This is a genomic window from Agrobacterium tumefaciens (assembly GCA_025560025.1).
GTDB lineage: Bacteria > Pseudomonadota > Alphaproteobacteria > Rhizobiales > Rhizobiaceae > Agrobacterium.
In genome coordinates this window covers 1,404,398-1,430,234 of sequence record CP048485.1, presented here as the reverse complement: position 1 = coordinate 1,430,234, position 25,837 = coordinate 1,404,398, and the positions used below count along the sequence as shown (strand labels likewise).

Below are 25,837 nucleotides of genomic sequence, written 5' to 3'. Positions count from 1 at the left end.
CGAAGAGCGTCCCGAATGCCGATCAGGCCGAGTAGTACATGTCGAATTCGACCGGATGCGGGGTCATTTCGAAACGCATGACTTCCTGCATCTTCAGCTCGATGAACGAGTCGATCTGGTCGTCGTCGAACACGCCGCCTGCGGTCAGGAACTTGCGGTCCTTGTCGAGGCTTTCCAGCGCTTCGCGCAGCGAGCCGCAGACGGTCGGGATCTTCTTCAGTTCCTTTGCAGGAAGATCGTAAAGGTCCTTGTCCATCGGCTTGCCGGGGTGAATCTTGTTCTTGATGCCGTCGAGGCCGGCCATGAGCATGGCCGCAAAACCGAGATAGGGGTTCTGGGTCGGGTCCGGGAAGCGGACTTCGACGCGCTTTGCCTTCGGGTTGGAGCCGAAGGGAATACGGCAAGATGCGGAGCGGTTGCGCGCGGAGTAGGCGAGCAGAACCGGCGCTTCATAACCCGGCACCAGACGCTTGTAGGAGTTGGTGGTGGGGTTGGTGAAGGCGTTGATGGCCTTGGCGTGCTTGATGATACCGCCAATGTAATAGAGGCAGTTTTCAGACAGGCCGGCATATTCGTCGCCTGCGAAGGTCGGCTTGCCACCCTTCCAGATCGACTGGTGCACGTGCATGCCCGAGCCGTTGTCGCCGAAGATCGGCTTCGGCATGAAGGTTGCCGTCTTGCCATAGGCATTGGCGACCTGGTGGACGACGTACTTGTAGATCTGCATCTTGTCGGCGCTGGAGACCAGCGTGTCGAACTTCACGCCCAGTTCGTGCTGTGCGGCAGCCACTTCGTGGTGGTGCTTTTCAACGACCACGCCCATTTCCGACAGAACCGTCAGCATTTCGGAGCGCATGTCCTGCAGGCTGTCGATCGGCGGAACCGGGAAATAGCCGCCCTTGACGCGCGGACGGTGGCCGAGGTTGCCGGTTTCATAATCCGTGTCGTCGTTGGACGGCAGTTCGGAACTGTCGAGCTTGAAGCCGGTGTTGTAAGGGTCGGCCTTGTACTTCACGTCGTCGAAGACGAAGAATTCCGGCTCGGGGCCGACGAAAACCGTGTCACCGATGCCGGATGCTTTGAGATAGGCTTCGGCCTTCTTGGCAGTGCCGCGCGGGTCGCGGTTATAGGCTTCGCCGGAGACCGGGTCGAGAATGTCGCAAAGGATGACCAGGGTGGACTGGGCGAAGAACGGGTCGGTATGGGCGGTTGCCGGATCGGGCATCAGCACCATGTCGGACTCGTTGATGGCCTTCCAGCCGGCGATCGAGGAGCCGTCGAACATGACGCCATCGGCGAACATGTCTTCGTCGACGCACACCACATCCATGGTGACGTGCTGCAGCTTGCCCTTGGGGTCGGTAAAGCGCAGGTCCACGAACTTGATGTCGTTATCCTTGATCTGCTTCAAGATATCGTTTGCGGTCGTCATTTAAACGTTTTCCTTGAGTGTGGTGGTGACGAGGTGAAAACCCAAGCCTCCCCGGCTTAGGACCTGGTTCTGATTATATGGCGTCCACGCCTGTTTCACCGGTACGGATGCGGATGACTTCCTCGATATTGGAAACGAAAATCTTTCCGTCGCCGATACGTCCGGTCTGTGCCGCATTGCGGATCGCCTCGATGACGGCTTCCGCATTCTCATCCGCCAATACGACTTCGACTTTCACTTTCGGCAAAAAGTCCACGACGTACTCCGCTCCGCGGTAAAGTTCCGTGTGGCCTTTCTGACGACCAAAGCCTTTTGCTTCCGTGACCGTGATTCCCTGAAGTCCGACTTCCTGAAGGGCTTCCTTCACTTCATCGAGCTTGAAAGGCTTAATGATCGCTTCGATCTTTTTCATGAGAAAATATCTCTCCGCTTCTCCCGTTAAAGCAGGTTATTCCCGCTCTGCCACAAGAATGCACGTATTGTGCCAGATCGGAAGCGGGCTTGAAGAAAAAACTTCGCTCCCCCGGCCTTCCGGCACAAAAAGCATTCGCATTTTGCGGTTTTCCGGCCAATTTCTCGCCAAAACCCGAAAATTCCATCACCAATTCTACGGATTTGTATTATTTTAGCGATATTGAATATTTTGAAGAGCGATGCCGGCGTCAAGTTGCATTGGTTATATTTTATGCATTTGACTATTATTTGGTCGTGGCGATCTGCTTATTTTTGTATCGATTGCCTTTCCGACGTTTTGCGGGAATGATCGGGCCATGAAATCCCCATCGCACCTCTTCCTGATCGACCCTGTTGTCATGGCCCGCATCGATGCGGCGGCCGGTCAATCCGGCATTCCGCTTTACGATCTGATGGAGCGGGCGGGGCAGGCGGTCGCCGCCTCGGCCCTTCGCCATTACCCGCAGGCGCTGCGTTTCGTGGTGCTCTGCGGTGGCGGCAACAATGGCGGCGATGGTTATGTGGCGGCGCGCGTACTCTTGCAAAGCGGGGCGGCGATTGCCGTTCATCACCTTGGCGATGTCGGAGCGCTCAAGGGTGATGCGCGGACGGCTTTCGAGCGAATCGGGATCACACCACTGACGCTTGGCGACTATGTGCCGCTCGACGGTGACATGGTGATCGATGCAGTTTTCGGGGCCGGATTGTCCCGTGATATTCCGCCGGAACTCAGCCGGGTGATCGATGCGGTGACAGAGGCGGCTGTGCCGGTTCTTGCCGTCGATCTTCCGTCGGGTCTCTGCGGCCGCCGGGGCGTGCCGCTCGGTGCCTCGTTCAAAGCGGAGCGCACGGTGACGTTCATGGCGCGTAAGCCCGGCCATCTGCTCCTGCCCGGCCGGGAATTATGCGGGGCGCTGGAGGTTTTCGATATCGGCATTCCCTCCCGCATCCTTGCTGCCCATGCGGGATCGGTGGCGGAAAATGATCCGCTGATCTGGCGGGATGCCTTGCCGCATGCCGATATGGAGACCCATAAATTCCGGCGCGGGCACCTGACCGTCTTTTCCGGCCCGCCGCATGCGACCGGGGCAAGCCGGATGACGGCGCTTTCGGCGCTGAAGGCGGGGGCCGGCATCGTCACGATCGCCGCCCCCAGAGAAGCGCTCGACGTGCTTTCGGTGACGCTGACGGCGGTGATGAGTGCCGGTCTGGATGATGCCGAGGATCTGGGACACTGGCTGGACGACAAACGCCATGGCGCATTCGTTCTCGGGCCCGGTTTCGGCGACCTCGAAAAGGCGCGGCAGTTCGTGTCCCTGCTTGGCGACAAGGCCGTGGTTCTGGATGCAGATGCGATCACCGCTTTCAAGGATCGTCCGGAGACCCTGTTCGAGCGCGTGACATCCGGCACGGGAAAATTCGTGCTGACGCCGCATGAGGGAGAATTTGCGCGGCTGTTTCCCGATCTTGTTGAGGATGCCGGATTGAGCAAGATCGAGAGGGCGCAGGCTGCCTCGGCGCGCAGCGGCGCGGTGCTGGTCTATAAGGGAGCGGATACGGTGATTGCTGCGCCGGACGGCCGGGCGCTGGTCAACACGAATGCGCCTGCGAGCCTTGCGACGGCCGGATCAGGTGATGTGCTGGCCGGCGTCATCGGCGCGCTGCTGGCGCAGGGAGCCCCCGCCTTCGAGGCGGCTGCGGCCGGTGTCTGGCTGCATGGGGAGGCGGGCAAGAGGGCGGGAGCCGGCATGACGGCGGAGGATTTGTCCCACGCGGTTCGGCCGTTTGGGTGAGTTAGCCTGATTGTGTTCGCTGTTTGCTGGCTGCCGACCGCTCGCTGATCCGGTGGTTTTTGCACAGTTCCATCATCCGCACTCCGTCACCCCGGTCCCCGGAACAAGCCCGAGGATGATCCGGGGTCCAGTGCGATCAAGTCCTTGATCGCGAGAGAGTCTTTTCACGGCGCGGATGCGCCGTGGCTGGATGCCGGATCAAGTCCGGCATGACGGAGGAGAGGTATTTAACCCGGAAACAAGTTCCCTCGCGTTTGAGGCATTCAATCCAGCATTCAATGCGCGGCCTTGCCTGCCTGGCTCGCCATCGCCATTCGCGACGCACTGATCAGCAGCTTGCGTTCGGCCCGTTCCTGCTGCGGCGTGCGATTGTAGATTTCGCGATAACATTTGGAAAAATGCGAGGCCGAGACGAAACCGCAGGCGACGGCGACTTCGACCACCGGCATGGCCGATTGAACGAGCAGATGACGCGCGCGGTCGAGGCGGATTTCGAGGTAATAGCGGGCCGGGGAGCGGCCCATCTCCTGGCGGAAGAGGCGCTCCACCTGCCGGCGCGACAGATCGGCGGCATCGGCTATATCGAGCAGCGACAGCGGTTCGGCGAGATTGCCTTCCATCAATTCGATGATCGACAAAACCTTGCTGTTCTGGACACCGAGGCGGGCGCGTAGCGGCAGGCGCTGGCGGTCATTGGGGCTGCGGACCCGGTCGGTCAATTGCTGTTCGCAGACGCGGTTGACGAGGTTTTCGCCGAAATCCTGGCCGATCAGGCTCAGCATCATGTCGAGCGATGCCGTGCCGCCGGCGCAGGTATAGATGTTGCTGTCGACTTCGAAGAGGTCGGCATAGACTTCCACCTGCGGAAAGGCTTCGGAAAAACCCGGCAGGTTTTCCCAGTGGATCGCGCAGCGCTTGCCGTTCAAAAGGCCCGCCTGCGCCAGAATATGGGCGGCGGTACAGAGGCTGCCGATGGCGATGCCGCGATTATAAGCTTCGCGCAGCCAGGCGTTGACGGATTTGTTGATGTGCTGGTCGACATCGATGCCGGAACAGATGATCGCCATTTCCGGGCGGTTTTCGCCGCTGACATATCGCCGTTCGTCGGCAAGACAGGTATCGGCCTCAAGACAGATGCCGCTGGATGACATGACCTTCTGGCCGTCGAGCGAGGCGATGCGCCATTCATAGGCCTGATAGCCCAGCATTCGGTTGGCGATGCGAAGCGTTTCAACCGCTGCAGCGAAGGGCAGCATGGTAAATTGCGGAATGAGAAAAAAGACGATTGAGCGTTTCTTCTGGGAGTTCTTGCTCATTTGCCCGTGCTCCGTTGCGAATACGCAATTCCTCTCTTGGAATTGGTCTTCTGGATGTCCTGTTTACGACATCTTTAGCGAAAAATACGCCGTGGAATCGGGGCTGTCAAAAAAACGCTTTTGAAATATGCAAAATTTGCCTTGAGCCTTTTTAAAAGGCGTTGTGTCGCATGTAAAACAGGCAGGTCATTTTACGCCGTTGCGGTTGCTTTTATGACCTGGTGGGGTGGTTCGCAAGTCTCAAGGCGATTGCGAACCACCGGTCTCGATTTATCTGCGGACGATGCGCATGCGGTTGTTGTCCGTCGTCGGCCATCCAATGTCCTTCAATGTTTCAGGGGGCAATCCTTCCAGCGCACGCAGCATTCTTGCGCGCTGCCATGACTGATACAGTCCGGAAACATAGCCCGACACGCGATGCAGCCAGCTGGACGGAGGACGATGCGGAGAGCGTGTCACCGTTGGGAGATAATGTATCATGGTCATTGTCTTGATCCTTTCCTGAACCACGATCCTGTTTGCGAATTCGGTATGCGCCTGCATATTCCATCAAACAAGAGAATGAATTTTATATCACTCATCAATGTTTTGAATGACTGGCCAGCGGAGCCTGCCGGCTTCTATGCCTGCCTTGCACGATGAGTGCCTGGCTCCGAAGAGGCCGTGTTCGGCCCTGTCATTCGATGTCCCGGATGGTGCGCCCTTGTTGACATTCAATCAAACGAAATGATATCCATCTATAAATCAAAATATTTGAAGGTGCGTGCCATGACCGTGACTTTCCGCCAACCCCTGCCGTTGCTGGATAACGACATATTGAGAACCTTCGTCGCGATTGCGGAAACGGGAAACTTCTCCACCGCCGCCGAGGTGGTGTTCAGAACGCCCTCGGCCGTTTCCATGCAGATCAAGAAGCTCGAGGAGCAGTTAAAGACGACATTGTTCCTGCGCGATGCCCGCTCGGTGACGTTGACGGCGCATGGCGAGACGCTTCTGACCTATGCGCGCCGGATGATCGCGCTGTCCAACGAGGCCGTGTCGCGTTTTGTCATGCCCGAACTGTCAGGCGTGGTCCGTCTCGGCGCGCCTGAGGATATTGGCGAGCGCGGTCTGCTGCCGGGCATCCTCAAGCGTTTTGCCGAGGCGTTTCCCGGCATCATGATCGATGTCACCATTGATTCCAGCTCCAATCTCTACAAGCGCATGGACGAACGGCGGCTGGATCTGGCGCTGGTCAACTGTGCCTCGCATCCGCTGCGAGATACCGGCGAGGTGCTGATGCGCGAGCGCCTTGTCTGGGCAGGGGCAAAATGCGGCACGGCCTATCTGCGCGATCCGCTGCCAATCTCGATTTGGGAAGAGGGCTGTATCTGGCGTTCAGAGGCGATCAATTCGCTTGAAAAGCGCGGGCGCAATTTCCGCGTTGCCTATCTCAGCGGTCACACGATGGCGCAGCGCGCGGCGATTGCCGCCGATCTTGCCATCGCACCCCTGCCGCGATCCTATGTGTTAAACGACATGGTCATTCTCGGCGACAAGGAAGGTCTGCCGGAACTTGGCTGTTTCGATATTCGTCTGATCATGGCCGAAAAGCCTTCTCGTCCCATCCTTGCGGTGGCGGAAAGCATCCGCAATGCGTTTGTCGAGGTTGCCAAGGCGGCTTGAGGCGCGGTGCGAATAACTCGGGTGCTTGCGCGGCGGCGCTGTCCGTCGCGCCGCAGACAGCGTCCTAGACCGCAACCGAGCCCGGCGATGCCGAACGGCCCGTGTTTTTCTCTTCATGGGATTGCCAGCTTCCACGGCCGACCAGCCAGTCGGCCGAATTCTGCAGTCCGCCAAAGGGGAAAACGTGGATTTGCCGGATCGGTCCTGACGGATTGGCCTGCCAATGCCGCTCGATCGGTCCGACGATGCTTTCCGGCGAGTGGCCCTTCGCCAGCGTTGTCAGGGATAGCGCGTTTTTCTTCAGATAGGCGATGGAATTGCCGACGCCGCAGAGAGCGGCATATTTCAATAGTGTCGTGATCTTCGCCGGGCCGGAAACGCCAATATGCACTGGCAGGTCTATGCCTGACGCCGCAAGCCCTTCCGCCCAGGCGATGAAGCGCGCGGGATCGAAGCCGAATTGCGTGACGATACGCATCGTCGCACCGGTTCTTTCGCCAAAATCGCGTTTCAGCCTGAGCGCGGCCATTGCCGTCTCCTCGCTGAAGTCGGGGCTGCCTTCGGGGTGGCCGGCGATGGCGATGTGCTTTATGCCGCAGCGATCGAAAATGCCGGTCGAGAGCATGTCCATGCTGGATGTGAAGGGACCGGCCGGCCTGTCGACGCCGCCGCCGACCGCCAGCACGTCCGACACATCCGCTTCGCCCGCAAGCCGCTTCACCTGTTCCTCAAAGTCCGCGCGGGAGGATATGCGCCGCGCGGCAAGATGCGGCACGGGATTGTAGCCGAGTTCACGAAGATGTCTGGCGGCATCCACGAGTCTGCCCTGCGAGGCCGCTCCCGTGTCGGTCAGGTAGACGCGCACCCCTTGCGGGAACAGGCCGGCAAGACTTGCCGGGCCAAGCACCTGTGCGGGCGAGGCCTCAATGGAAGCAGGGATAATGGAAGAGGTGGTGATATCGGGCAATTTGTGCATGGTCCTTTTTATTATCATGCACCGGTTTTTCACCCAAGTCTTTGCCTGTTGCGGCAAGACAGGCCTGCATCTGCGACGAAGTTTGGCCTCATATGGGCTGATAAATGGGCCTGCCTACCAGACCCGCTTCGTCAGCCCGTTCCACAGCCATGTCCAGATCGGCGGCGGAAACCGCAGCACGGATTTTCCGGGCGAGGGCGGCTTTGGTGACAGGCTGCCGGAAAGGGCATCCTCAATGGCGCTGACGGCAATATCAACCGAACCGGCGGTTAATAGCAGCGGGTAGGTGGCGATCGTGTCGGAAGGCGAGGGTTTCAGCCGTTTTTCATAGAGCGTGGCGCCGGTATCCACGCCCTTGTCGACCAGATGCACGGTCGCGCCGAAATTACCCCGGTCCTTTTCCACCAGCGCCCAGTAGCCGCCCATCTGGCCGCGATAGGCCGGATTGATGCCGGCATGGAAATTGATGACCGGGCATTGCAATGACCGGAGAGTGGCGGGTGATAAAAGACGGCAGGAAATGGTGAAGATCGCTGCCGGCTGTAACGTGTTGGCGGCCCTGTGGCATTCCTCGTCATTCAGTGAGGAAAACTGCGTGACGGGCACTGCATGATGGAGATCGGGAAGCAGCCCATGTTCGGCAATGATCTCCCGTGTTCTTTTGAGCGTGAAGCGTTTGCCAAGCCTTGAAGCAACCATGGTTGCCATCTGGCCCGCGGCAGCGATCCAGCCGAGCCGGCGCGCGCGCCGCTTGAGAATCGCCGATTTGCTTTCCGGCTGTTCCACGAAGACGTGGATGTCGGGGAAACGGGCGGCCAGCGCATTGATCATGACATTGGGGTTCAGGCCGCCCGCCGTCATTACCAGAAGCCGATTGTTGATATCAGTCATGTCACTCACACGATTTTTCCTCGGGCGCGAGTTTCCGTTACGAACTTGAAAACCATGTTAATTTTCATCGACGTGATTTTTTAAAACGCCGGTGGAACCGATTTTTGCGGCTCACGTTAATGTGACGCATATCACATTGGCGCTTGCTTTTGGACGCAAGTCATAGGGGAGTTTTCAAATGATCACACGTATTCTTTCGACCGTCTTCGTGGCTCTGTTGACCGTCGTGACCTTGAGTTCATGCGGCAATACCATTCGTGGCATGGGCCGGGATACGGCGAATGCCGTTGATGCGACGCAGGACGCCGGCCGCAGCGTCGACCGCGCCGCTCGCCGCTAAAAAACTCCCCCAGGAAGCATGGCGCCATCCGAACTCCGGCTGGCGCCTTTTCTTTGACCTGATTTCACGGTCACAATTCATGCTGTAGGAATCGCGCCAGCATGTGCGCGAAACGCGTGAACGGACGATCGATGAAAAGACTGATGAGGTTTCTGCTGCCATTGCTGCTGCCGATTTCGGCGCAGGCGGGCGGACAGGCGGATTTCTGCAGGATCATGGACCATGCGGGCGGCCGTTATACCGTCTGCAGTTTCGATCCGGAAAAAAGCACGATCCGGATTTATGACCGCGACCATGTCTCGGGTGAGGGATATCGGTCTTTTTCCGATCTTTCCTCCGCGCTCTGGCGGCAGCACATGTTCAGCATCTTCGCCATGAATGGCGGCATGTATCATTCGGACTATTCACCGGTCGGTCTCTTTATCGAAAATGGTGTCGAGACCTCGCCGATCAGCACAGGTGGCGGCTGGGGCAACTTTCATCTTCTGCCGAATGGCGTCTTTTATCTGAAGGGGACCACGGCGGGCGTTCTCGAAACGCAGGCCTATCTGGCGGCAGGTGTTAAGCCGGATTTTGCCACACAGTCCGGGCCGATGCTGGTGATAGACGGAAAGCTGCATCCGCGATTTCTGCCCGACAGCGACAGCCTGAAACGCCGCAACGGCGTCGGCGTCTCCCGCGATGGCAGGGTGCATTTCGCGATTTCGGAAACGACCGTGCGCTTCTACGATTTCGCGACGCTGTTCCGCGACGTGCTGGATGCACCGAACGCGCTCTATCTCGACGGCACGATTTCCAGCGTCGACATTCCCGCGATGAAAAGGCGGGATTCGCTGTTTCCCATGGGGCCGATCATCGCGGTCGTCGAGAAAGTGCCTGATTAAGCCGAAAAATCAGATCGGGGCCTTGGGATAGGCTTTTTCCAGGCCACCCGACGCCGTCAGCCCCTGACGAAAGGAGAGGTAGGTCGGATGCTGGCTGGCCTTTGCGGCTTCCATCAGGCGGATCTGCAGGCGGGCCGGGGCGTTTCTGCCAAGCCATTCGCCTGCCGCCTCCAGCCTCAGGCTGTTAAGGAAGGGCGCATTGGCCTGCCTGTCGAGATAGAGACTGAGACCGGCCAGCAGGTTTTCATCCTGCAAGGCGTTTTCCATCAACAGCAGCACCCAGGCCTTGTCCTCGCTCGCAAGCGAAGCCAGTTTCGATGCGACCGTTTCGCGATCGGGAAAGGATGATGCCTGCTGCATGAAATGACGTGTCCCGTTGCCGTTGTCTGTCGATAGAGCAGTGGTCGCAGGCTTTCAAGGCGCAACAGTCTGACCGCGGAAATTCGACCTTAACGTGCCGGTGGAAGCAGTTTTCAACAGGTGTTTGTGTGAAACCTTCATAAACCGGTTACACTTTGGTTCAAATTGAGGCGATGGGTGAAAATGGCTTTGTCGACAGCCTGCCTCTAAGGCTTTGTTTTTTCTTATACCTATGCAATGGGCGAATGGCAGCCTGTCAAAAACGCCTTCATTTAGCCGCTTTTTGCATTTGCGTTCCCCGCCGGATTTTAATAAATGCTTCATCCACGGGCCGGGTCTTGAAGATCCCCCGGAGAGTGAATAGCTGGAGTAATCATGGAAGAAACCGCTCAGAAATCCTGCTGGGGCGTCACGTTGCGCGCACTTGCAGGCTTTGCCGCTTTTCTCGCATTGACGTACATTTTTGGCAGCCCATAAGCACTTCTCCTGAATTGACGGGTTTTGAAACGGCGCGGTTTTCCTCTGGAAACCGTGCTGTTTTCGTATGGGCGGCCGATATGTCGCAGCTGTGCAAACCGCTGACGCTCTTTTGTGGCGATCCGTCGCGGCTTTGGATATGATGGTGGTGGAATCCATTTTTATTCAGGACAAACCTCATGTTTCTTTCGGTCTTCGACGTCTTCAAGATCGGCATCGGTCCTTCCAGTTCGCATACGATGGGGCCAATGACGGCGGCGAACCGCTTTCTCGCCCTGATCCTCTCGGATGAGTGGCCGCGTCCGGCGGGTGCCTCCGTTTCGCGTCTGAAGGTCAGCCTGCATGGCTCTCTTGCCTTTACTGGCATTGGTCATGGCACCGGGCGTGCGGTCATTCTCGGTCTCACCGGCGAGCGGCCGGACCTTGTCGATCCCGATGCGATGGACGCCATTATCGAAAAGGTGGAAAAGGCCGGCACCGTGTCGCCGCCCGGCCATCCGTCCTATGAGTTCCGACCGGCTGAAGATCTGGTCTTCGACAAGAAGAACCCGCTGCCGGGCCATGCTAACGGCATGACTTTCTCCGCCTTCGACAATCAGGGCCGGTTGCTGATCAAGCGCATCTATTATTCCGTTGGCGGCGGTTTCGTCGTCACCGATACGGAACTGGAGGCGATCAAGCAGCGTGGCAAGACCATCGATAACGGTCCGCGCGTGCCTTATCCTTTCGCCACCGCGCGGGAGATGCTGGATATGGCGGGTCGTTCCGGCCGAACCATCGCGCAGATGAAACGTGCGAACGAGGAAACGGTGGTTTCCCGCGAGGAGTTGAACGAACGTCTCGACCAGATCTGGGAAGCGATGAACGGCTGTATCGAGCGGGGCCTTAAGGTCGATGGCATCATGCCGGGCGGCCTGAAGGTGCGCCGCCGCGCGCGTTCCATCTATGAGAAGCTGAATGAGGAGTGGCGCAGCAACCGGATGAACCCGGTTCTGGCGAATGACTGGCTCAGTGTCTATGCCATGGCCGTGAATGAAGAAAACGCCGCCGGCGGCCGGGTGGTTACCGCGCCGACCAATGGTGCGGCAGGCGTCGTTCCGGCCACGGTCAGATATTTCCGGCATTTCCATGAGGATGCGACTGTTGACGACGTGCGGGACTTCCTGCTGACGGCCGCCGCAATCGGCGGTATCATCAAGCACAATGCTTCCATTTCAGGCGCTGAGGTGGGCTGTCAGGGCGAAGTCGGCTCGGCGGCGGCCATGGCGGCCGCGGGTCTTGCCGCGGTCATGGGCGGGTCGCCGGAGCAGATTGAAAATGCTGCTGAAATTGCGCTGGAACATCATCTCGGCATGACCTGCGATCCGATTGCCGGGCTGGTGCAGGTGCCCTGTATCGAGCGCAACGCGCTGGGTGCCGTGAAAGCGGTGACGGCGGCGTCGCTGGCGCTGAAGGGTGACGGCCAGCATTTCGTGCCGCTCGACGCCTGTATCGAAACCATGCGTCAGACCGGCAACGACATGAGCGAGAAATACAAGGAAACCTCCACCGGCGGCCTGGCCGTCAACGTTGTGGAGTGCTGAGCGGGCAGGGCGGCGGGCATTGTCCAGATGCTTGACGCCCGCCGCAAAAAGGCATTGATAGGGCCATGCCTCTACATCTGATAAAACTTTGCGTCGGCGCGGATTCACTCCAGGATTTGAGAGACTGGGTCGCGCATCGCTCGCTGACCGCGATTGCCGCCGGCCTTGAGCCGCATAGCGTGCACACGACCCGGATGATCCCCAAGCGAGTTGAGGAGCTGCTGGAAGGCGGCTCGCTCTATTGGGTCATCAAGGGGCAGGTGCAGGCGCGGCAGAAGCTTCTCGACCTCCGCTCCTTCAAGGGCGACGACGGTATTACCCGCTGCGATCTCATTCTCGGCCCAGAGGTGATCGAAACCTCGCCAGCGCCGAAGCGGCCGTTTCAGGGCTGGCGTTATCTCAAGGACGACGAAGCGCCGCGCGATCTCGGCGGCGGCGGTGCGGGCGGTGAGGATATGCCTTCCGATCTGCGCCGGGAGCTGGCCGAGCTTGGCCTGCTCTGACGCTCAGCGAATTGCATGAAAACGAAAAAGCCGGCTTCCTTGCGGAGCCGGCTTTTTCGTTTGGGGAGACGGTATTGCTGTCGCTTGAACGGCCTTAGTTGATGCCGCCGACGGCGTTGGTGGCGCGGCCATCCTGAATTTTCATCCAGCGGCCGGGATTGGCGGTGTCCTGGCGCTTCAGGTAGGTATATTCGGTCTCCGACCAGTTCATGACCTTGTTACGCATGTTGTCGAGGATGAAATCGCCGCGATCGGTGCGAACGGTGAGGACGGCGTGGCCTTCGCCATTCGGCTGCAGAACCACCGTGATCAGCAGGTTGGAGGCGGAGAAGCCCTTGTTCATCAGCATCTTGCGCTTCAGAAGCACGAAGTCTTCGCAATCGCCGACCGTGGTCGGATAGGCCCAGCGTTCCTCAACGCCGTAGATTTCCATGTCGGTCATCGGCGTGATCGTCGTGTTGACGGTGTAGTTGACGTCCAGCATCGTCTTCCAGCGCTCTTCGGTCAGCTTCATCGGACCGGTATCCAGCGAGGTCGGCTGGCATTCGCTCTGATAGGTCTGGCAGAATTCATAGTGGCCGATCGGCGGGTTGGCCTTGCCGATCACACGCATGACTGCGGCCGGCGATGCGCCTGCCTGGCTTGCGAAGGCGCTGACGATGAATGCGATCAGGACGAAAACGATACGGTTGTTGTTCATTGCTTGTCTCCCCGTGTTGAGGAGACATTCGCAGGTATATTTTGACCCGCCGGAAATTTAGGTGGGGCAATTTGAGCTTAAATTTCAGCAAATTAGCCGCTATTTTGAACTGTATTTGAGTGAGTTTTTATGCGTGTTTGAGACAAATTTTATTAGAATTTTACGCATCCCGCCCTTAGTCTTTTGGTAGCCATTTATTCCACTGTATTGACAGCGATTTTTTGAGTTGCGCTGTTTTCACGGCCGCGTGAAGTCATCCGGTGGCGCAGCGCAGGGACATGGATTTCCCGTTTTGGGATGGCTGTTTCAGGTCGGGACAGCACGAAAAGTCAGCGAAAAAAACTTCGAAAAAACTGCTTTTTTCTTGGAAAAAGTTTTGGAACGGGCGTTTTCCTGAGGGTCCAAGTGCAGGAAACTGCCCGCAGTGGCGCTAAGTTACGCGCTGTGACCGGCCATATGGCATCTGGGTTAAGCGGAATAGACGGTGCAGGACGTGCTGTTTAAAACTCAATCTCCGCCGCCGCCATTCCGGTTTTGCGGGAATCGCGTCGATGCGCGTCCGCGCGGTGGCTCGAGGCTGTCATAACGGCAAGCAGTATTCGCGATAGGTCCTGGCGCATCAAAATGCTGCGCCCGCATCAGGCCTGCTTCACCTTCCATGGATTGAATTTGTCGGGGCATTTCTTACCCCCGGTTTTACGCATTCTGTGCGTAAAACTACTCCAGGACTGCCACTGGAAATGTCTAGAGAAATTCGATCAGGGCGTCGGGAGACTGGACGCGATCGAACTCGACCGCCACGCCTTCCATGAAGTGACGCACGATCTTGCCGCTCATGGCCTTGCCGAGCTGCACGCGGCTGCCGAGCGGCGGCCGGTTTTCGATTTCGATTGCAGCGCCGGACAGGGAAAGGTCGATGAGCCGGCAGGTGACAAGCACGCCGTCTTCCAGAACCAGCTGGGCCTTGGCATTGCGCGGCGTCAGGCGGTCGTGGCGGCGGTCTTCCGGCAGGCCAAGCAATTGGCGCTTGGCGATCCATGCCAGCTGGGCGGCAAGCTTTTCACGCTTGCGCTCCGGCGCATTGATGGCGATGACAAAGCCGGAGGCGGTGAGCGAAGTCACCGTTCCTTCGATGCGGCCAATGTGCTGGAGATAGGCGATGACACGGTCGCCGTTGCGGGCGATGCCGGAGCAGCTGAACTGTGCTTTCTCGGCGGTCATCTCGGTCGCTGTGCAATCATATTCCTGATGGTCGGGCAACATGAGACGGCCGCTGAACGACACGCGAACGGCGTCGTCGAGGGGCGCCTCTTCAACGGGACGCAGAATTTGGGCGGTGTTGGCCGAGCGAGATGAAAACATGGACAGCGCAATTGTGACGGATAATGATCACAAATCTCTACCTTGCCCGGGTTAACAGACTGTATTGTTTGATCTCTACAATTTTTCCAAATGGCAATAATCGTTACACATATGACGTTTTTTAAACGAAATTACACGACGGCTGCGTGCCGTCTGCCCGCACCGGGGCAGGTGGATCAGTCTTCAACAGTTTCCCGTGCGCGGTGTGACGGCGGCTCCCGCATTCGCCGCATAATTTGCTGAGGCGATGTCCAGGTGCAGCAGGCGGCTGCCCTTCATCACAAGGCAGTTGACGGGCGCGTCGAATTCGTGACGCGGCCGTTCCGGAAGCAGCGCTCCGAGCAACCGCGGGGCCGTGCCTTCGTCGGTGCGCAGCGGCAACAGCAGCATCTCGAATGCCAGCGGTGCCGCGCCATGATTATCCTCTGCCTCCACGTCGAACACGACGGGTAACCTATGCTGCAGGATGCCACGCGCGACGCGGCAGGGGAAAACGGCTTTTTCCGCCGACCACAGTTCCGAAAACGGACGATCCCGCAATTCCCGGCCGAACAGATCGCAGAGACGTGTACCGGCCAGGCGGAAGAATGGCGAGTGTTCTCCCTTGTCCGTCAGGATGAAGAGATCGCCCAGATGATGTTTGAGCCTTGCGGGATCTATGTCTTCGCGACGGGGCGCGGGCTTGTTGCCGCGCAACTCGTCCCAATAGTTGTATATGTCCAGTCCGCCCATGCTTTTCATAGCATCGTTCTCCATGTTCGTTTTTGGGACATCATGTCCTTTCGAACGTCTGTATGGAGAGGTGTAGCGAATTTCGTGCCAGTCGATTTTGTTAAGGTTAACAAATGGTTGAGATTGCGCGTTAGCAAGAGCCGTGGCATCGGTGCAGCCATGTCGGGGTAACGTCCGTCAGCACAATTGATGGCTCCGCCCGAGACTTTCAGGGCGCTGTCTCAAGCCGGACTGTCCTTGATCCCGGCGCTTGGACCGATAGGGTTTTCGCGTCAGGTGCATCAAAGGCAGGACGGCTTTTTTTTCGTCCGGGCTTCCTATATTGCTCGGAGACGTAAATTTCTAAAAAGACAGGGATGGTATCATGTCCTATGGCGACGGCGAGCAGCCGCCGGTTTCGGAAACGCCGGAACCGAAAGACGACACGAACAATCCCGTCTTCAACCTGCCGCCGTTTCTGGTCGGTCTATTGGCTGCATTGCTCCTGGCCTATGTGCTTCCGGCCTATTTTCTGTCGGAGGATGGGACCGCCTGGTACATTTTCACCTTCGGCTTCATTCCGCTGCGTTATGCCATGTCTTTCTCCCAGCAGGGAATGGAATGGCTCTGGACGCCGGTCACCTATTCTTTCCTGCATGGCGGCATCGAGCATATTCTCTTTAACGGATTGTGGCTGATGGCCTTCGGCGCGCCGGTTCTGCGCCGGATCGGCACACTCCGATTCGTGTTGTTGTGGTGCATTTCCGCCGCCGTTTCGGCCTTTGGCCATGCGGCGCTGAACTGGGGCGATGTCACGGTCCTGATCGGGGCGTCAGGTGTGGTCTCGGCGCTGATGGGGGCCGCCTGCCGTTTCGCTTTCCCCGCTCGCGGCGGCTACAGCGCTTCTTTCGGGCATCTGATGCCCCGGCAGAGCATTCTGGCGGCGCTTTCAAACAGAACCGTGCTCGTCTTCACGCTGATGTGGCTTTTCGGCAATGTGCTGATTGCGGTCGGGGTTCCGCTGTTCGGTGATGTCGGCGGTGCAATCGCCTGGGATGCGCATATTTTCGGCTACCTGCTTGGCTTTCTTTTCTTCGGCCTGTTCGATCGTCCGCTGCGCTGAAGCGATCACGCTCCTTGACGGCCGTGGCGCAAATTTGCTTGCGCGCGTCCCATCCGGGATTGCATTCACGCGGGCCTCAGCGCACCATGCTCCATGATTTGCAACCGTCGGGGGAGACTGCGGCGCGTTGCGGATTGCTGAAAAGAGGAGGAAGGCATGGCAACATTCGTAAAAGATCTTCTCGACCGCAAGGGCCGGGATGTCGTGACTGTCGGTCCGGGCGTGACCATCGGCGAAGCGGCGGGAACGCTGCATGCGCATAAGATCGGCGCTCTCGTCGTGACGGATGCCGACGGTGTCGTTCTCGGCATTTTCACGGAACGCGATCTGGTGAAAGCCGTGGCAGGCCAGGGCGCCGCTTCCCTCCAGCAACTGGTCTCGGCGGCCATGACCAGGAACGTCATCCGCTGTCATCACAACTCCACCACCGACGAGTTGATGGAGATCATGACAGGCGGACGTTTCCGCCATATTCCGGTCGAGGAAAACGGCCGTCTTGCCGGCATCATCTCCATCGGTGACGTGGTGAAGGCGCGGATCGGCGAGATCGAGTTGGAGGCCGAACATATCAAGGCCTATATCGCCGGCTGAGGTTTCGCACCTTGGCTAGCGGTGGTTCCAGCGGGGCATTCCGTAAGGTTTTGACCGAGTGCCCCGACACGCTCCTTCCTGTGACGAGCACAGGTAGGAGGGCGCGGGAGCACGCGTTTTTTCTCTAGCTCGAAATGCTCGGCGCTAAAATCTAACCCTACGCGTCATGCATCAGCGGCGGAACGCCTGTTGCATGCGCTCCAGTTCAGGAATGCGGGCGCGCGTTTCCTCATATCCCCTGTCGATGGCTTCGCTGGCGCGGTGGAATTCCGACAGGCCGATATCGTTGATGCGGGGGTGCAGCATGAGGTCGGGCGGATCGCCGGCAAGACGCGAGCGCGAAATCCGGTCCTGAATGATGTTGAAGGCCTGTACCATCACGCCCGGTAGGCCGGGGCGCGGGGCGCTTTCCACGGGGGCAGCGCCGCCGCCGGCTGATGAAGCCGCGTGCTTGACCACCGCGGAGCGGCCGAACAGATCATAATTGAGGTTGACGGCAACGACGAGCGCCTGCTCATAGGCCCGGCAGACCGAAACCGGCACGGGATTGACCAGTGCACCATCGATCAGCGTGCGGCCGTTGCATTGCACCGGCTCGAAAATTCCCGGCAGCGCATAGGATGAGCGCAGCGCCGTGACGAGATCGCCCTGATGGATCCAGACCTCGTGGCCCGTGCGCAATTCCGTCGCGACGGCGATGAAGGGATGATCGAGGTTTTCGACGCGCAGGCCTTCCAGATGCTCCTGCATGCGCTTGGTCAGCCGCATGCCGCCGAAGAGGCCGCCGCCGCCGATTGTGAGGTCGAGAAGGCCGGCAATGCGGCGCATCGTCAGCGAGCGGGCGAATTCCTCCAGCTCATCGAGCTTGCCGGCGAGATAACAACCACCCACCAGCGCTCCGATCGAGGTTCCGGCAATCATGCCGATCTTCACCCCGGCCTCGTCCAGTGCCCGCAAGACGCCGATATGGGCCCAGCCGCGTGCTGCGCCGCCGCCGAGCGCCAGCGCGATGCGGCGTGTGTCGACAATCTCGGTGACGGGCGGCTCGTTGCCGATGTTTTCGGGATTTCCAACCGCAAGAGGATTGTGACGATTACCCCATCCCAACATGACCGCACTCCCTGCCAGTTCTACGGACTCCGCCCTTATCCCCGGAGCCCCCTATATTGGTAGCAAATTGGTGCGGCCGATGGAAGATCGAGCTTCACTTGTCCGAATAGACGCTGGCCGGATCGAAATGGCGGGTATCGTCGGTGATTCTGGTGACGGCATTGCCGTCGGCCAACTCAACTGTGCGGTAAAAGCACGAGCGGCGACCGGTATGGCAGGTGGCATCATGACCGGCGACGCAGACCTTCAGCCAGACGGCGTCCTGATCGCAATCGGTGCGGAACTCCTTCACCGTCTGCAGATTGCCTGATGTTTCGCCCTTCTTCCAGATCCTGTCGCGTGAGCGGCTGTAATAGTGGGCGATGCCGGTCTCCAGCGTCAGAGCCAGGGCTTCCGCATTCATATGGGCGACCATCAGCAATTCGCCGTCATGCGCATCCGTAACCACGGCGGTGACGAGGCCGTGGGCATCGAATCTCGGTGAAAAAAGGCCTGCGTTTTCGAGCACTTCCTTGTCCGCAGGCGCGGACGGAAACGATGTGGACATTGCTACCCCGGAGGAAAAGCGGAACCTTAACGGTTCCGCACCATGGTCATGAAGCGCACCTGCTCGGCCGGATCGTTCTTGAACGTGCCGGTGAAGCTGGTGGTGAGGGTCGTGGACCCCTGCTTGTTTACGCCGCGCATGGACATGCACATATGTTCGGCGTCGATCATGACGGCCACGCCGCGCGGTTTCAGCGTTTCCTCAATGGATCTCGCGATCTGCGCGGTCATGTTTTCCTGTGTCTGCAGGCGGCGGCCGAAGATTTCGACGACGCGGGCGATCTTCGACAGGCCGAGCACGCGTCCGGCCGGAAGATAGGCAACATGCGCCTTGCCGACGATCGGCACCATATGGTGTTCGCAATGGGAGAAGAAGGGGATGTCGCGCACCAGCACCACATCGTCATAACCGCCGACTTCCTCGAAGGTCGTGCCGAGCACGTCCTGAACGTTCAGCTCATAACCGGCGAAGAGTTCGCGGTAGGCCTTGGCGACGCGCTTGGGCGTATCCAAGAGACCTTCGCGGGCGGGGTTTTCTCCTGCCCAGCGCAGAAGAACGCGTACTGCTTCTTCCGCTTCCGCCTGGCTTGGGCGAGCCTCGGCCACATCGGGTTTTGCGCCAGCGCCGGGGAAATTCTTCACGATCGCATCCATTCCGTCTCTCCCGATGCGGGTCAAGGCCGCACCTGAACTTCGTTTTTTTAAAAGCGGACTTCTGTCCGCTGTTGCTGCTATCTGGTTGTTTTACAGCATTTTGGCAAGACCGATGCTGATATTTCGGTATCAGAGCCGTTAATTTCATCGCAGCTTGATGTCCAGAAAGCTCGTTAGCATATAATGAGAATGAAGGGCAGGAAAGCTTCACCGCGAGAAACGCTGTGTTTGAAAAATTTGACCTGTCCTGTTTTTGGGCATTCTTGAGCGCGCCGGACACCTGACGATGGACGATATCTACAATAATCGCATTCTGGAATTTGCCGGGAATATTCCGCTGATCGGTGTTCTCGAGGATGCCGATGCCAGCGCCGAGAAACACTCGCGGCTGTGCGGCTCGAAACTCAAGGTCTATCTGAAGCTCGAAGGCGGCATCGTCACGGCATTTTCGCATGAGGTTCGCGCCTGCGCACTGGGGCAGGCCTCCGCCTCCATCATGGCGCATCATATCGTCGGTGCTTCCAGTGCCGAGCTTCGGCAGGCGCGCGAAGACATGCTTGCCATGCTGAAACAGGACGGCGAGGGGCCGACGGGCCGTTTTGCGGATATGCGCGTGCTTTCACCGGTCCGGGACTTCAAGGCCCGCCACGCCTCGACCATGCTGACTTTCGAAGCGGTGATCGATGCGCTCGACCAGATCGAGAGCCGGCCGGTTCTGAACGCTGCGGGTTAGGCAATGTGCGGCGAACCGGGCTGCCGGCATAATGAGACGGCGGTAAAGGCCGGGCGATCCCGCAACTGGGGCGGCGCCTTTGCCAAAACGCCGGGGCGGCTTCTGGGCGTCGGTTTCATCCGGCTTTATCAGCTGACGCTTTCCGGTTTTATCGGGAACTCCTGCCGCCACATCCCCACCTGTTCCGAATATGGTTATGAGGCCATTGCCCGCCACGGGCTTTGGGCGGGGGGATGGATGACGCTGTTTCGCGTCGCGCGCTGCGGGCCGGGTGGTACCAGCGGGCTTGATCCGGTGCCGGAAAAGCTCGGCGGCAACAGGCGCTGGTGGGCGCCCTGGCGTTACTGGAAGCTGCGCCGATGACCTATGTGGCTCTGCTGCACAGTATCGTGCTTGGTGCGGGCAGGCGGCTCCTCATGGCCGATCTGCGTGAAATGGCGCAGGAGCTCGGTTTTGGTGACTGCAGAACGCTGGTCGCGACGGGAAATCTTGTCTTTCACGCGCAGGCTGCTCCTGTTCGCGACATCGAGGACAGGCTCGAGCGCGCCTTTGAGAAACGGTTCGGCAAACATGTCGATATTCTCGTTCGTTCAGGCCCTGACTGGCTGAGACTGACCGCCGAGAATCCGTTTACTGACGGTCATCCACCGGACGTCTGCGTGCGGGTGATGCGCGAGCCACTCGGCAGCGACGTCCTCGGATTTCTGGAGAAATATCGCCGGGATGAAAAGATCACCCTTGTCGGCGGCGACCTCTGGATCGATTTTGGCGGCAAGCCAAGCGAAAGCCGGCTTCTATCGGTATTGACCACCAGGAGGCTTGGGGTAGGGACGACACGCAACGCCAATACCGTCAACGGACTCGCTGAAATGCTCCGGTGAAACGCCGTTCACCTTTGACTGGAACGGCAAAATTCTTTATCAGCCTGCCTGCCCATTACTAGTCGGGCGATTATTATTCCAACACCACCCGCATTCGTTGGCGGGACTGGACAGGAGAGTTAGACAATGTCTGAAGCTGTTTCCCTTACATTTCCCGATGGATCCGTGCGCAGCTACCCCGCCGGTACGACCGGCCGCGAGGTCGCCGAATCCATTTCCAAATCGCTTGCCAAGAAGGCTGTCGCCATTGCGCTTGACGGCACCGTGCGCGATTTGTCCGAGACCATCACCGATGGCAAAATCGAGATCGTCACGCGTGAAGACGGGCGTGCGCTGGAGCTCATCCGCCACGATGCCGCCCACGTCATGGCTGAAGCCGTGCAGGAACTGTGGCCCGGCACGCAGGTGACGATCGGCCCTGTAATCGAGAACGGCTTTTATTACGACTTCGCCAAGAACGAACCTTTCACGCCGGAAGATCTGCCAAAGATCGAAAAGCGCATGAAGGAAATCATTCTGCGCAACAAGCCGTTTACCCGCGAGGTCTGGTCACGTGAAAAGGCCAAGGAAGTGTTCGCCGCCAAGGGCGAGAACTACAAGGTCGAGCTGGTCGACGCCATTCCGGCAGGTCAGGACCTGAAGATCTATTACCAGGGCGACTGGTTCGATCTCTGCCGTGGCCCGCATATGGCCTCCACGGGGCAGATCGGAACGGCCTTCAAGTTGATGAAGGTGGCCGGCGCCTATTGGCGCGGTGACAGCAACAATGCGATGCTGTCGCGCATCTACGGCACCGCCTGGGCGACGCAGGAAGAGCTGGACAATTATCTGCACGTGCTGGCGGAAGCCGAAAAGCGCGACCACCGCCGTCTCGGCCGCGAAATGGACCTGTTCCATTTCCAGGAAGAAGGCCCGGGCGTCGTGTTCTGGCACGGCAAGGGCTGGCGCATGTTCCAGACGCTGACGGCCTATATGCGCCGCCGGCTTGCCAATACCTATCAGGAAGTCAACGCGCCGCAGGTGCTGGACAAGTCGCTGTGGGAAACCTCCGGTCACTGGGGCTGGTATCAGGAAAACATGTTCGCGGTGAAATCCGCCCATGCCTTCACCCATCCCGATGACGAGGAAGCCGATCAGCGCGTTTTCGCCCTGAAGCCGATGAACTGCCCGGGTCACGTGCAGATCTTCAAGCATGGCTTGAAGTCTTACCGCGAAATGCCCGTCCGCCTTGCGGAATTCGGCACCGTGCATCGTTATGAGGCTTCCGGGGCTCTGCATGGCCTGATGCGCGTTCGCGGCTTCACGCAGGACGATGCGCATGTCTTCTGCACGGAAGAGCAGATGGCGGCGGAATGCCTGCGCATCAACGACCTCATCCTCTCCGTCTATGAGGATTTCGGTTTCAGCGAAGTCGTCGTCAAGCTCTCCACGCGCCCTGAAAAGCGCGTCGGTTCCGACGATCTCTGGGATCGCGCCGAAAGCGTGATGATGGATGTTCTGAAGACCATCGAGGAACAGTCCGAAGGCCGCATCAAGACCGGCATTCTGCCGGGCGAGGGCGCGTTCTACGGGCCGAAGTTCGAATATACGCTGAAGGATGCCATCGGCCGTGAATGGCAGTGCGGCACGACGCAGGTGGACTTCAACCTGCCGGAACGTTTCGGCGCCTTCTATATCGACCAGAACTCCGAAAAGACGCAGCCGGTGATGATCCATCGCGCCATCTGCGGCTCCATGGAGCGCTTCCTCGGCATTCTCATCGAGAACTTCGCCGGCCATATGCCGCTGTGGTTTGCGCCGCTTCAGGTCGTGGTCGCGACGATCACCTCGGATGCGGATGATTACGGCCGTGAGGTTGCCGAAGCGCTGCGCGAGGCCGGCATGGCAGTCGAGACCGATTTCCGCAACGAGAAGATCAACTACAAGATCCGCGAGCATTCGGTGACCAAGGTTCCGGTCATCATCGTCTGCGGCCGCAAGGAAGCGGAAGAGCGCACCGTCAACATCCGCCGTCTCGGTTCGCAGAACCAGACGCCGATGTCGCTGGAAGATGCGATTACGAGCCTTGTGGACGAAGCGACGCCGCCGGATGTGAAGCGCAAGCTTGCGGCGAAGAAGCAGGTTGCTTGAGAAATGACGACGGCCCCTTCGGGGGCCGTTTTGTTTGTGGGGATGTGCTGGCAGAAGGCGGGGCATCCGCACTCCGTCACCCCGGACTTGATCCGGGGTCCAGTGCGATCAAGTCCTTGATCGCGAAAGACTCGTTTCTCACGACGCAGACGCGCCGTGGCTGGATGCCAGATCAAGTCCGGCATGACGGAGGAGAGGTTTTTGGGTCATACCGCTGGCCTCGCGATTAGTTCAATCGAACCTACTCGAAATCCCCGGTCATATCTTCCGGCGCCTGATCCTTCATCAGCACTTCCACGTCCGAATCCCGGCCGGACGTGACCTTGAAGTTGCGCTGGAAAACCTTGTCCTTGTTGCGGGCGATGGCGGTATATTCGCCTTCTGCCAGCACCATGGTCGAAAAGGCGCTGACGCTTTCGTTGACCACGTCGCCGCCGCCGTTCAGCACCGACCAGGCCGTATCGGCAATGGCCTCGCCGCCTTCTTCGGAGACGAGCTTGAGGGTGATCTGGGCGGCCTGATGCTGGAGGGTCGCTTCCGTCAGCTTGCCGGCTTCCACCTGGATATCGGCGCGCACCACCGCATTGACGTTGCCATATTCGGAAACCACGTGGTACGTGCCGGCATTGAGGCGGACGATGGTGTTGGGCTTGATATCGGACATGACGAGGCCGCGCTCGCCGTCCGGCCGGGCGTCCGACGAGTAGACGGAAAATTTCAGCTGGGTGCCGGAGATCTGCTTGTCGGAACCTGCGACCGCGTTCAGCACGAAACCGCCGGCATCGAGAATCAACACCTGTTTCTGAACGTTGCCTGATGTCGGAATGTTGAGTTTCTTGGTGACGCCGGCGCGGCCGAAGGCGACGTTGACGAAATATTCTCCGGGAACCAGATTAAAATGTGCCGAGCCGCCCTCGGAGCTTGCCAGCATCGGCAATTTGCCGTCAGCACCGGGGATCGGGCTGAAAACGCGCCAGGACAGGCCTTCCTTCACCGCTTCGCCTTCGCTCGTCAGCTTGGCTTCCATGGCGATGTCGCGGGCGGTGCTTGTCGGGGCATTGGGCGCAGTCGGGGCGGTGAAAGCATTGAGTTTCGGCATTTTCGGCGTGCCGCCAAGCTGCTTGAAGTCTTTAAACGCATCCTGCGAAAAAGCTGCCTGTGATAAAATGCCGATCGCGGCGAACGCAATGGCCAGACGTGTCGCGAATTTGGCCACGAATTTGATTGCCGACATTTTCGATACCGATTGACTTCTTGATTTTCCCGGATCACTTCAAAACCAATGCCGTGGCTATTTCAAGGCCCATAATTTCGCGATGACAGCAGAATGGAAGATTTTTGATCATGACAAGCGATATCAAGCTCCTCGACTATCTCAAGGTGCGCCGTTCCACGCCCGCTTTGCAACTTTCCGAGCCGGGTCCTTCGAAAGCGGACATCGAGGAAATCCTGCGCCTTGCCGTGCGCGTTCCGGATCACGGCAAGCTGGCGCCCTGGCGTTTCGTCGTTTACCGCGGTGAAGATCGTGTGCGCCTTGGTGAAGCCGCGCTCCGGATCGCGCTCGAGAAGAACCCGGAGCTGGACCTCCAGCAGCAGGATGCGGAGCGTACCCGCTTCACCCGCGCGCCTGTCGTCATCGCCGTCATCAGCACCGCCAAGCCACATTTCAAAATCCCGGAGTGGGAACAGGTCATGTCCGCCGGCGCCGTCTGCCTCAATCTCATCTTTTCGGCCAATGCCAATGGTTATGCGGCAAACTGGCTGACGGAATGGCTCGCCTTCGACCAGGCCTTCCTGTCGGAACTGGGCGTTGCCGCGGACGAGAAGGTGGCGGGTTATATCCATATCGGCTCAACGACATTCCCGCCGGTGGAACGGCCACGGCCGGAGCTTGCCGACGTGGTGACCTGGGTTGGGGACGTCTGATGTTCTACACCACCGATACCAACCAGCACGGTCTGCCGCACGATCCTTTCAAGGCGATCGTCGCGCCGCGGCCGATCGGCTGGATCGGCTCGAAGGGGAGGGACGGTTCTCTCAACCTCTCTCCCTATTCCTTCTTCAATGCGATTTCCGACCGGCCGAAGCTCGTCATGTTTTCCTCCAGCGGGCGTAAGGACAGCCTGCGCAATGTGGAGGAGACCGGCGTTTTCACCGCCAACCTCGTCAGCCGCCACCTGGTCGACCGGATGAATGCCTCTTCAGCGCCCGTCGCCTACGATGTCGATGAATTCGCCCTTGCGGGTCTGACCGCCGTTGACGGTCGGGTCGTGGATGCGCCTTTCGTGGGCGAGGCGCTGGCCGTGCTGGAATGCCGGGTGACGCAGATACAGCAGCTCATGGACATCGATGGCAAGCCGGCGGATTCGTGGATGGTCATCGGACAGGTCATGGCGATCCACATCGATGAGACGATCATTCGCGACGGCCGTATCGATATGGGGCTGGCGCGTCCCGTGGCGCGCATGGGTTATATGGATTATTGCGACGGCGGCAGCGATGTATTCCAGCTGCAGCGGCCTTCTACTGCGCCATCAATATAGTTCTTCGCCGGCAACGGTTAAATTTTATGGTGAACCAAACGTAAACCATTTGCGCCTAGAGTTTTATACATGGTGGCGGC

Annotated in this window: 28 protein-coding genes; 15 read left to right on the top strand and 13 right to left on the bottom strand. The window is 59.0% G+C overall.

Going from position 1 to position 25,837, the window contains the following annotated elements; translation table 11 throughout:
- Nucleotides 1–22 precede the first annotated feature (22 nt).
- Nucleotides 23–1,432, bottom strand: a complete 1,410-nt coding sequence (gene glnA / locus FY152_07020) for a type I glutamate--ammonia ligase (GenBank protein UXS31849.1) — start codon at nt 1,430–1,432, stop codon at nt 23–25.
- Nucleotides 1,433–1,505: 73 nt separating this feature from the next.
- Entirely contained in the window at nt 1,506–1,844 is a 339-nt protein-coding gene (locus tag FY152_07015) for a P-II family nitrogen regulator (GenBank protein ID UXS31848.1), read from the bottom strand.
- An 89-nt stretch (nt 1,845–1,933) separates the two neighbouring features.
- Between FY152_07015 and FY152_07010 the strand changes: the two genes are divergently transcribed.
- Together FY152_07010 and FY152_07005 are read left to right on the top strand one after the other, a co-directional pair.
- Nucleotides 1,934–2,206, top strand: coding sequence for a hypothetical protein (locus FY152_07010; protein ID UXS30546.1), 273 nt, complete (start codon nt 1,934–1,936; stop codon nt 2,204–2,206).
- Nucleotides 2,203–3,678 carry an NAD(P)H-hydrate dehydratase gene (locus FY152_07005; protein ID UXS31847.1) on the top strand — a complete coding sequence of 492 codons (1,476 nt, stop codon included), beginning with the start codon at nt 2,203–2,205 and terminating at the stop codon, nt 3,676–3,678. Before FY152_07010 ends, FY152_07005 begins: the two co-directional genes overlap by 4 nt.
- A gap of 275 nt (nt 3,679–3,953) precedes the next feature.
- Here FY152_07005 and FY152_07000 read toward each other — a convergent pair whose 3' ends face one another.
- On the bottom strand, nt 3,954–4,994 hold the full coding sequence (locus FY152_07000; protein UXS31846.1) for a GlxA family transcriptional regulator: 1,041 nt from the start codon (nt 4,992–4,994) through the stop codon (nt 3,954–3,956).
- Between the two features lie 768 nt (nt 4,995–5,762).
- Here FY152_07000 and FY152_06995 point away from each other — a divergent pair.
- Nucleotides 5,763–6,659, top strand: coding sequence for a LysR family transcriptional regulator (locus FY152_06995; GenBank protein UXS31845.1), 897 nt, complete (start codon nt 5,763–5,765; stop codon nt 6,657–6,659).
- Nucleotides 6,660–6,723: 64 nt separating this feature from the next.
- Here the strand turns inward: FY152_06995 and FY152_06990 are convergent, their stop codons facing one another.
- A complete protein-coding gene (locus tag FY152_06990) occupies nt 6,724–7,653 on the bottom strand; it encodes a methylenetetrahydrofolate reductase (GenBank protein ID UXS31844.1) in 930 nt (309 codons plus the stop codon).
- 96 nt (nt 7,654–7,749) lie between these two features.
- Nucleotides 7,750–8,526 (bottom strand): formyl transferase, encoded by a 777-nt coding sequence (locus tag FY152_06985; protein UXS33233.1) that lies wholly within the window; start codon nt 8,524–8,526, stop codon nt 7,750–7,752.
- Between the two features lie 178 nt (nt 8,527–8,704).
- Here FY152_06985 and FY152_06980 point away from each other — a divergent pair, with 178 nt between their 5' ends.
- Both FY152_06980 and FY152_06975 read left to right on the top strand, forming a co-directional pair.
- Nucleotides 8,705–8,866, top strand: a complete 162-nt coding sequence (locus FY152_06980) for an entericidin A/B family lipoprotein (protein UXS31843.1) — start codon at nt 8,705–8,707, stop codon at nt 8,864–8,866.
- A 131-nt stretch (nt 8,867–8,997) separates the two neighbouring features.
- Nucleotides 8,998–9,750 carry a phosphodiester glycosidase family protein gene (locus FY152_06975; GenBank protein ID UXS31842.1) on the top strand — a complete coding sequence of 251 codons (753 nt, stop codon included), beginning with the start codon at nt 8,998–9,000 and terminating at the stop codon, nt 9,748–9,750.
- Nucleotides 9,751–9,759: 9 nt separating this feature from the next.
- On the opposite strand, the gene FY152_06970 is transcribed toward FY152_06975, so the two are convergent.
- Nucleotides 9,760–10,110: a hypothetical protein gene (locus FY152_06970; protein UXS31841.1), complete on the bottom strand. Its 351-nt coding sequence runs from the start codon at nt 10,108–10,110 to the stop codon at nt 9,760–9,762.
- Between the two features lie 656 nt (nt 10,111–10,766).
- Here FY152_06970 and FY152_06965 point away from each other — a divergent pair.
- Nucleotides 10,767–12,170, top strand: coding sequence for an L-serine ammonia-lyase (locus FY152_06965; protein ID UXS31840.1), 1,404 nt, complete (start codon nt 10,767–10,769; stop codon nt 12,168–12,170).
- Between the two features lie 65 nt (nt 12,171–12,235).
- On the top strand, nt 12,236–12,673 hold the full coding sequence (locus FY152_06960; protein UXS31839.1) for a DUF1489 family protein: 438 nt from the start codon (nt 12,236–12,238) through the stop codon (nt 12,671–12,673).
- Between the two features lie 94 nt (nt 12,674–12,767).
- Here FY152_06960 and FY152_06955 read toward each other — a convergent pair whose 3' ends face one another.
- From FY152_06955 to FY152_06945, 3 genes are all read right to left on the bottom strand, one after another.
- Nucleotides 12,768–13,373, bottom strand: a complete 606-nt coding sequence (locus FY152_06955; protein UXS31838.1) for a transglutaminase-like cysteine peptidase — start codon at nt 13,371–13,373, stop codon at nt 12,768–12,770.
- 744 nt (nt 13,374–14,117) lie between these two features.
- Nucleotides 14,118–14,735, bottom strand: a complete 618-nt coding sequence (locus FY152_06950) for a PilZ domain-containing protein (GenBank protein ID UXS31837.1) — start codon at nt 14,733–14,735, stop codon at nt 14,118–14,120.
- A gap of 183 nt (nt 14,736–14,918) precedes the next feature.
- Nucleotides 14,919–15,476 carry a PAS domain-containing protein gene (locus tag FY152_06945; GenBank protein ID UXS31836.1) on the bottom strand — a complete coding sequence of 186 codons (558 nt, stop codon included), beginning with the start codon at nt 15,474–15,476 and terminating at the stop codon, nt 14,919–14,921.
- Between the two features lie 355 nt (nt 15,477–15,831).
- Between FY152_06945 and FY152_06940 the strand changes: the two genes are divergently transcribed.
- Both FY152_06940 and FY152_06935 read left to right on the top strand, forming a co-directional pair.
- Nucleotides 15,832–16,569: a rhomboid family intramembrane serine protease gene (locus FY152_06940; protein ID UXS31835.1), complete on the top strand. Its 738-nt coding sequence runs from the start codon at nt 15,832–15,834 to the stop codon at nt 16,567–16,569.
- A gap of 156 nt (nt 16,570–16,725) precedes the next feature.
- A complete protein-coding gene (locus FY152_06935; protein UXS31834.1) occupies nt 16,726–17,160 on the top strand; it encodes a CBS domain-containing protein in 435 nt (144 codons plus the stop codon).
- Nucleotides 17,161–17,331: 171 nt separating this feature from the next.
- Here the strand turns inward: FY152_06935 and FY152_06930 are convergent, their stop codons facing one another.
- The 3 genes from FY152_06930 to folE form a co-directional block, all read right to left on the bottom strand.
- Nucleotides 17,332–18,270, bottom strand: coding sequence for a patatin-like phospholipase family protein (locus FY152_06930; protein UXS31833.1), 939 nt, complete (start codon nt 18,268–18,270; stop codon nt 17,332–17,334).
- Nucleotides 18,271–18,364: 94 nt separating this feature from the next.
- Nucleotides 18,365–18,817, bottom strand: a complete 453-nt coding sequence (gene hisI / locus FY152_06925; protein UXS31832.1) for a phosphoribosyl-AMP cyclohydrolase — start codon at nt 18,815–18,817, stop codon at nt 18,365–18,367.
- A 26-nt stretch (nt 18,818–18,843) separates the two neighbouring features.
- Complete coding sequence (folE, locus tag FY152_06920; GenBank protein ID UXS31831.1) at nt 18,844–19,470, bottom strand: GTP cyclohydrolase I FolE; 627 nt, start codon at nt 19,468–19,470, stop codon at nt 18,844–18,846.
- Between the two features lie 286 nt (nt 19,471–19,756).
- Here folE and FY152_06915 point away from each other — a divergent pair, with 286 nt between their 5' ends.
- The 4 genes from FY152_06915 to thrS all read left to right on the top strand — a co-directional run bounded on the left by FY152_06915 (nt 19,757) and on the right by thrS (nt 23,214).
- Nucleotides 19,757–20,203: an iron-sulfur cluster assembly scaffold protein gene (locus FY152_06915; GenBank protein UXS31830.1), complete on the top strand. Its 447-nt coding sequence runs from the start codon at nt 19,757–19,759 to the stop codon at nt 20,201–20,203.
- Nucleotides 20,204–20,206: 3 nt separating this feature from the next.
- Complete coding sequence (gene yidD / locus FY152_06910) at nt 20,207–20,566, top strand: membrane protein insertion efficiency factor YidD (protein ID UXS31829.1); 360 nt, start codon at nt 20,207–20,209, stop codon at nt 20,564–20,566.
- Complete coding sequence (locus tag FY152_06905; GenBank protein ID UXS31828.1) at nt 20,563–21,084, top strand: DUF1697 domain-containing protein; 522 nt, start codon at nt 20,563–20,565, stop codon at nt 21,082–21,084. The genes yidD and FY152_06905 overlap by 4 nt, the downstream gene beginning before the upstream one ends.
- Before the next feature lie 126 nt (nt 21,085–21,210).
- Complete coding sequence (gene thrS, locus FY152_06900; GenBank protein ID UXS31827.1) at nt 21,211–23,214, top strand: threonine--tRNA ligase; 2,004 nt, start codon at nt 21,211–21,213, stop codon at nt 23,212–23,214.
- A 241-nt stretch (nt 23,215–23,455) separates the two neighbouring features.
- Here the strand turns inward: thrS and FY152_06895 are convergent, their stop codons facing one another.
- On the bottom strand, nt 23,456–24,448 hold the full coding sequence (locus FY152_06895; protein UXS31826.1) for a hypothetical protein: 993 nt from the start codon (nt 24,446–24,448) through the stop codon (nt 23,456–23,458).
- 110 nt (nt 24,449–24,558) lie between these two features.
- Here FY152_06895 and FY152_06890 point away from each other — a divergent pair, with 110 nt between their 5' ends.
- Both FY152_06890 and FY152_06885 read left to right on the top strand, forming a co-directional pair.
- On the top strand, nt 24,559–25,140 hold the full coding sequence (locus tag FY152_06890; protein ID UXS31825.1) for a nitroreductase: 582 nt from the start codon (nt 24,559–24,561) through the stop codon (nt 25,138–25,140).
- Nucleotides 25,140–25,757, top strand: coding sequence for a flavin reductase family protein (locus FY152_06885; protein ID UXS31824.1), 618 nt, complete (start codon nt 25,140–25,142; stop codon nt 25,755–25,757). Before FY152_06890 ends, FY152_06885 begins: the two co-directional genes overlap by 1 nt.
- Nucleotides 25,758–25,837 lie beyond the last annotated feature (80 nt).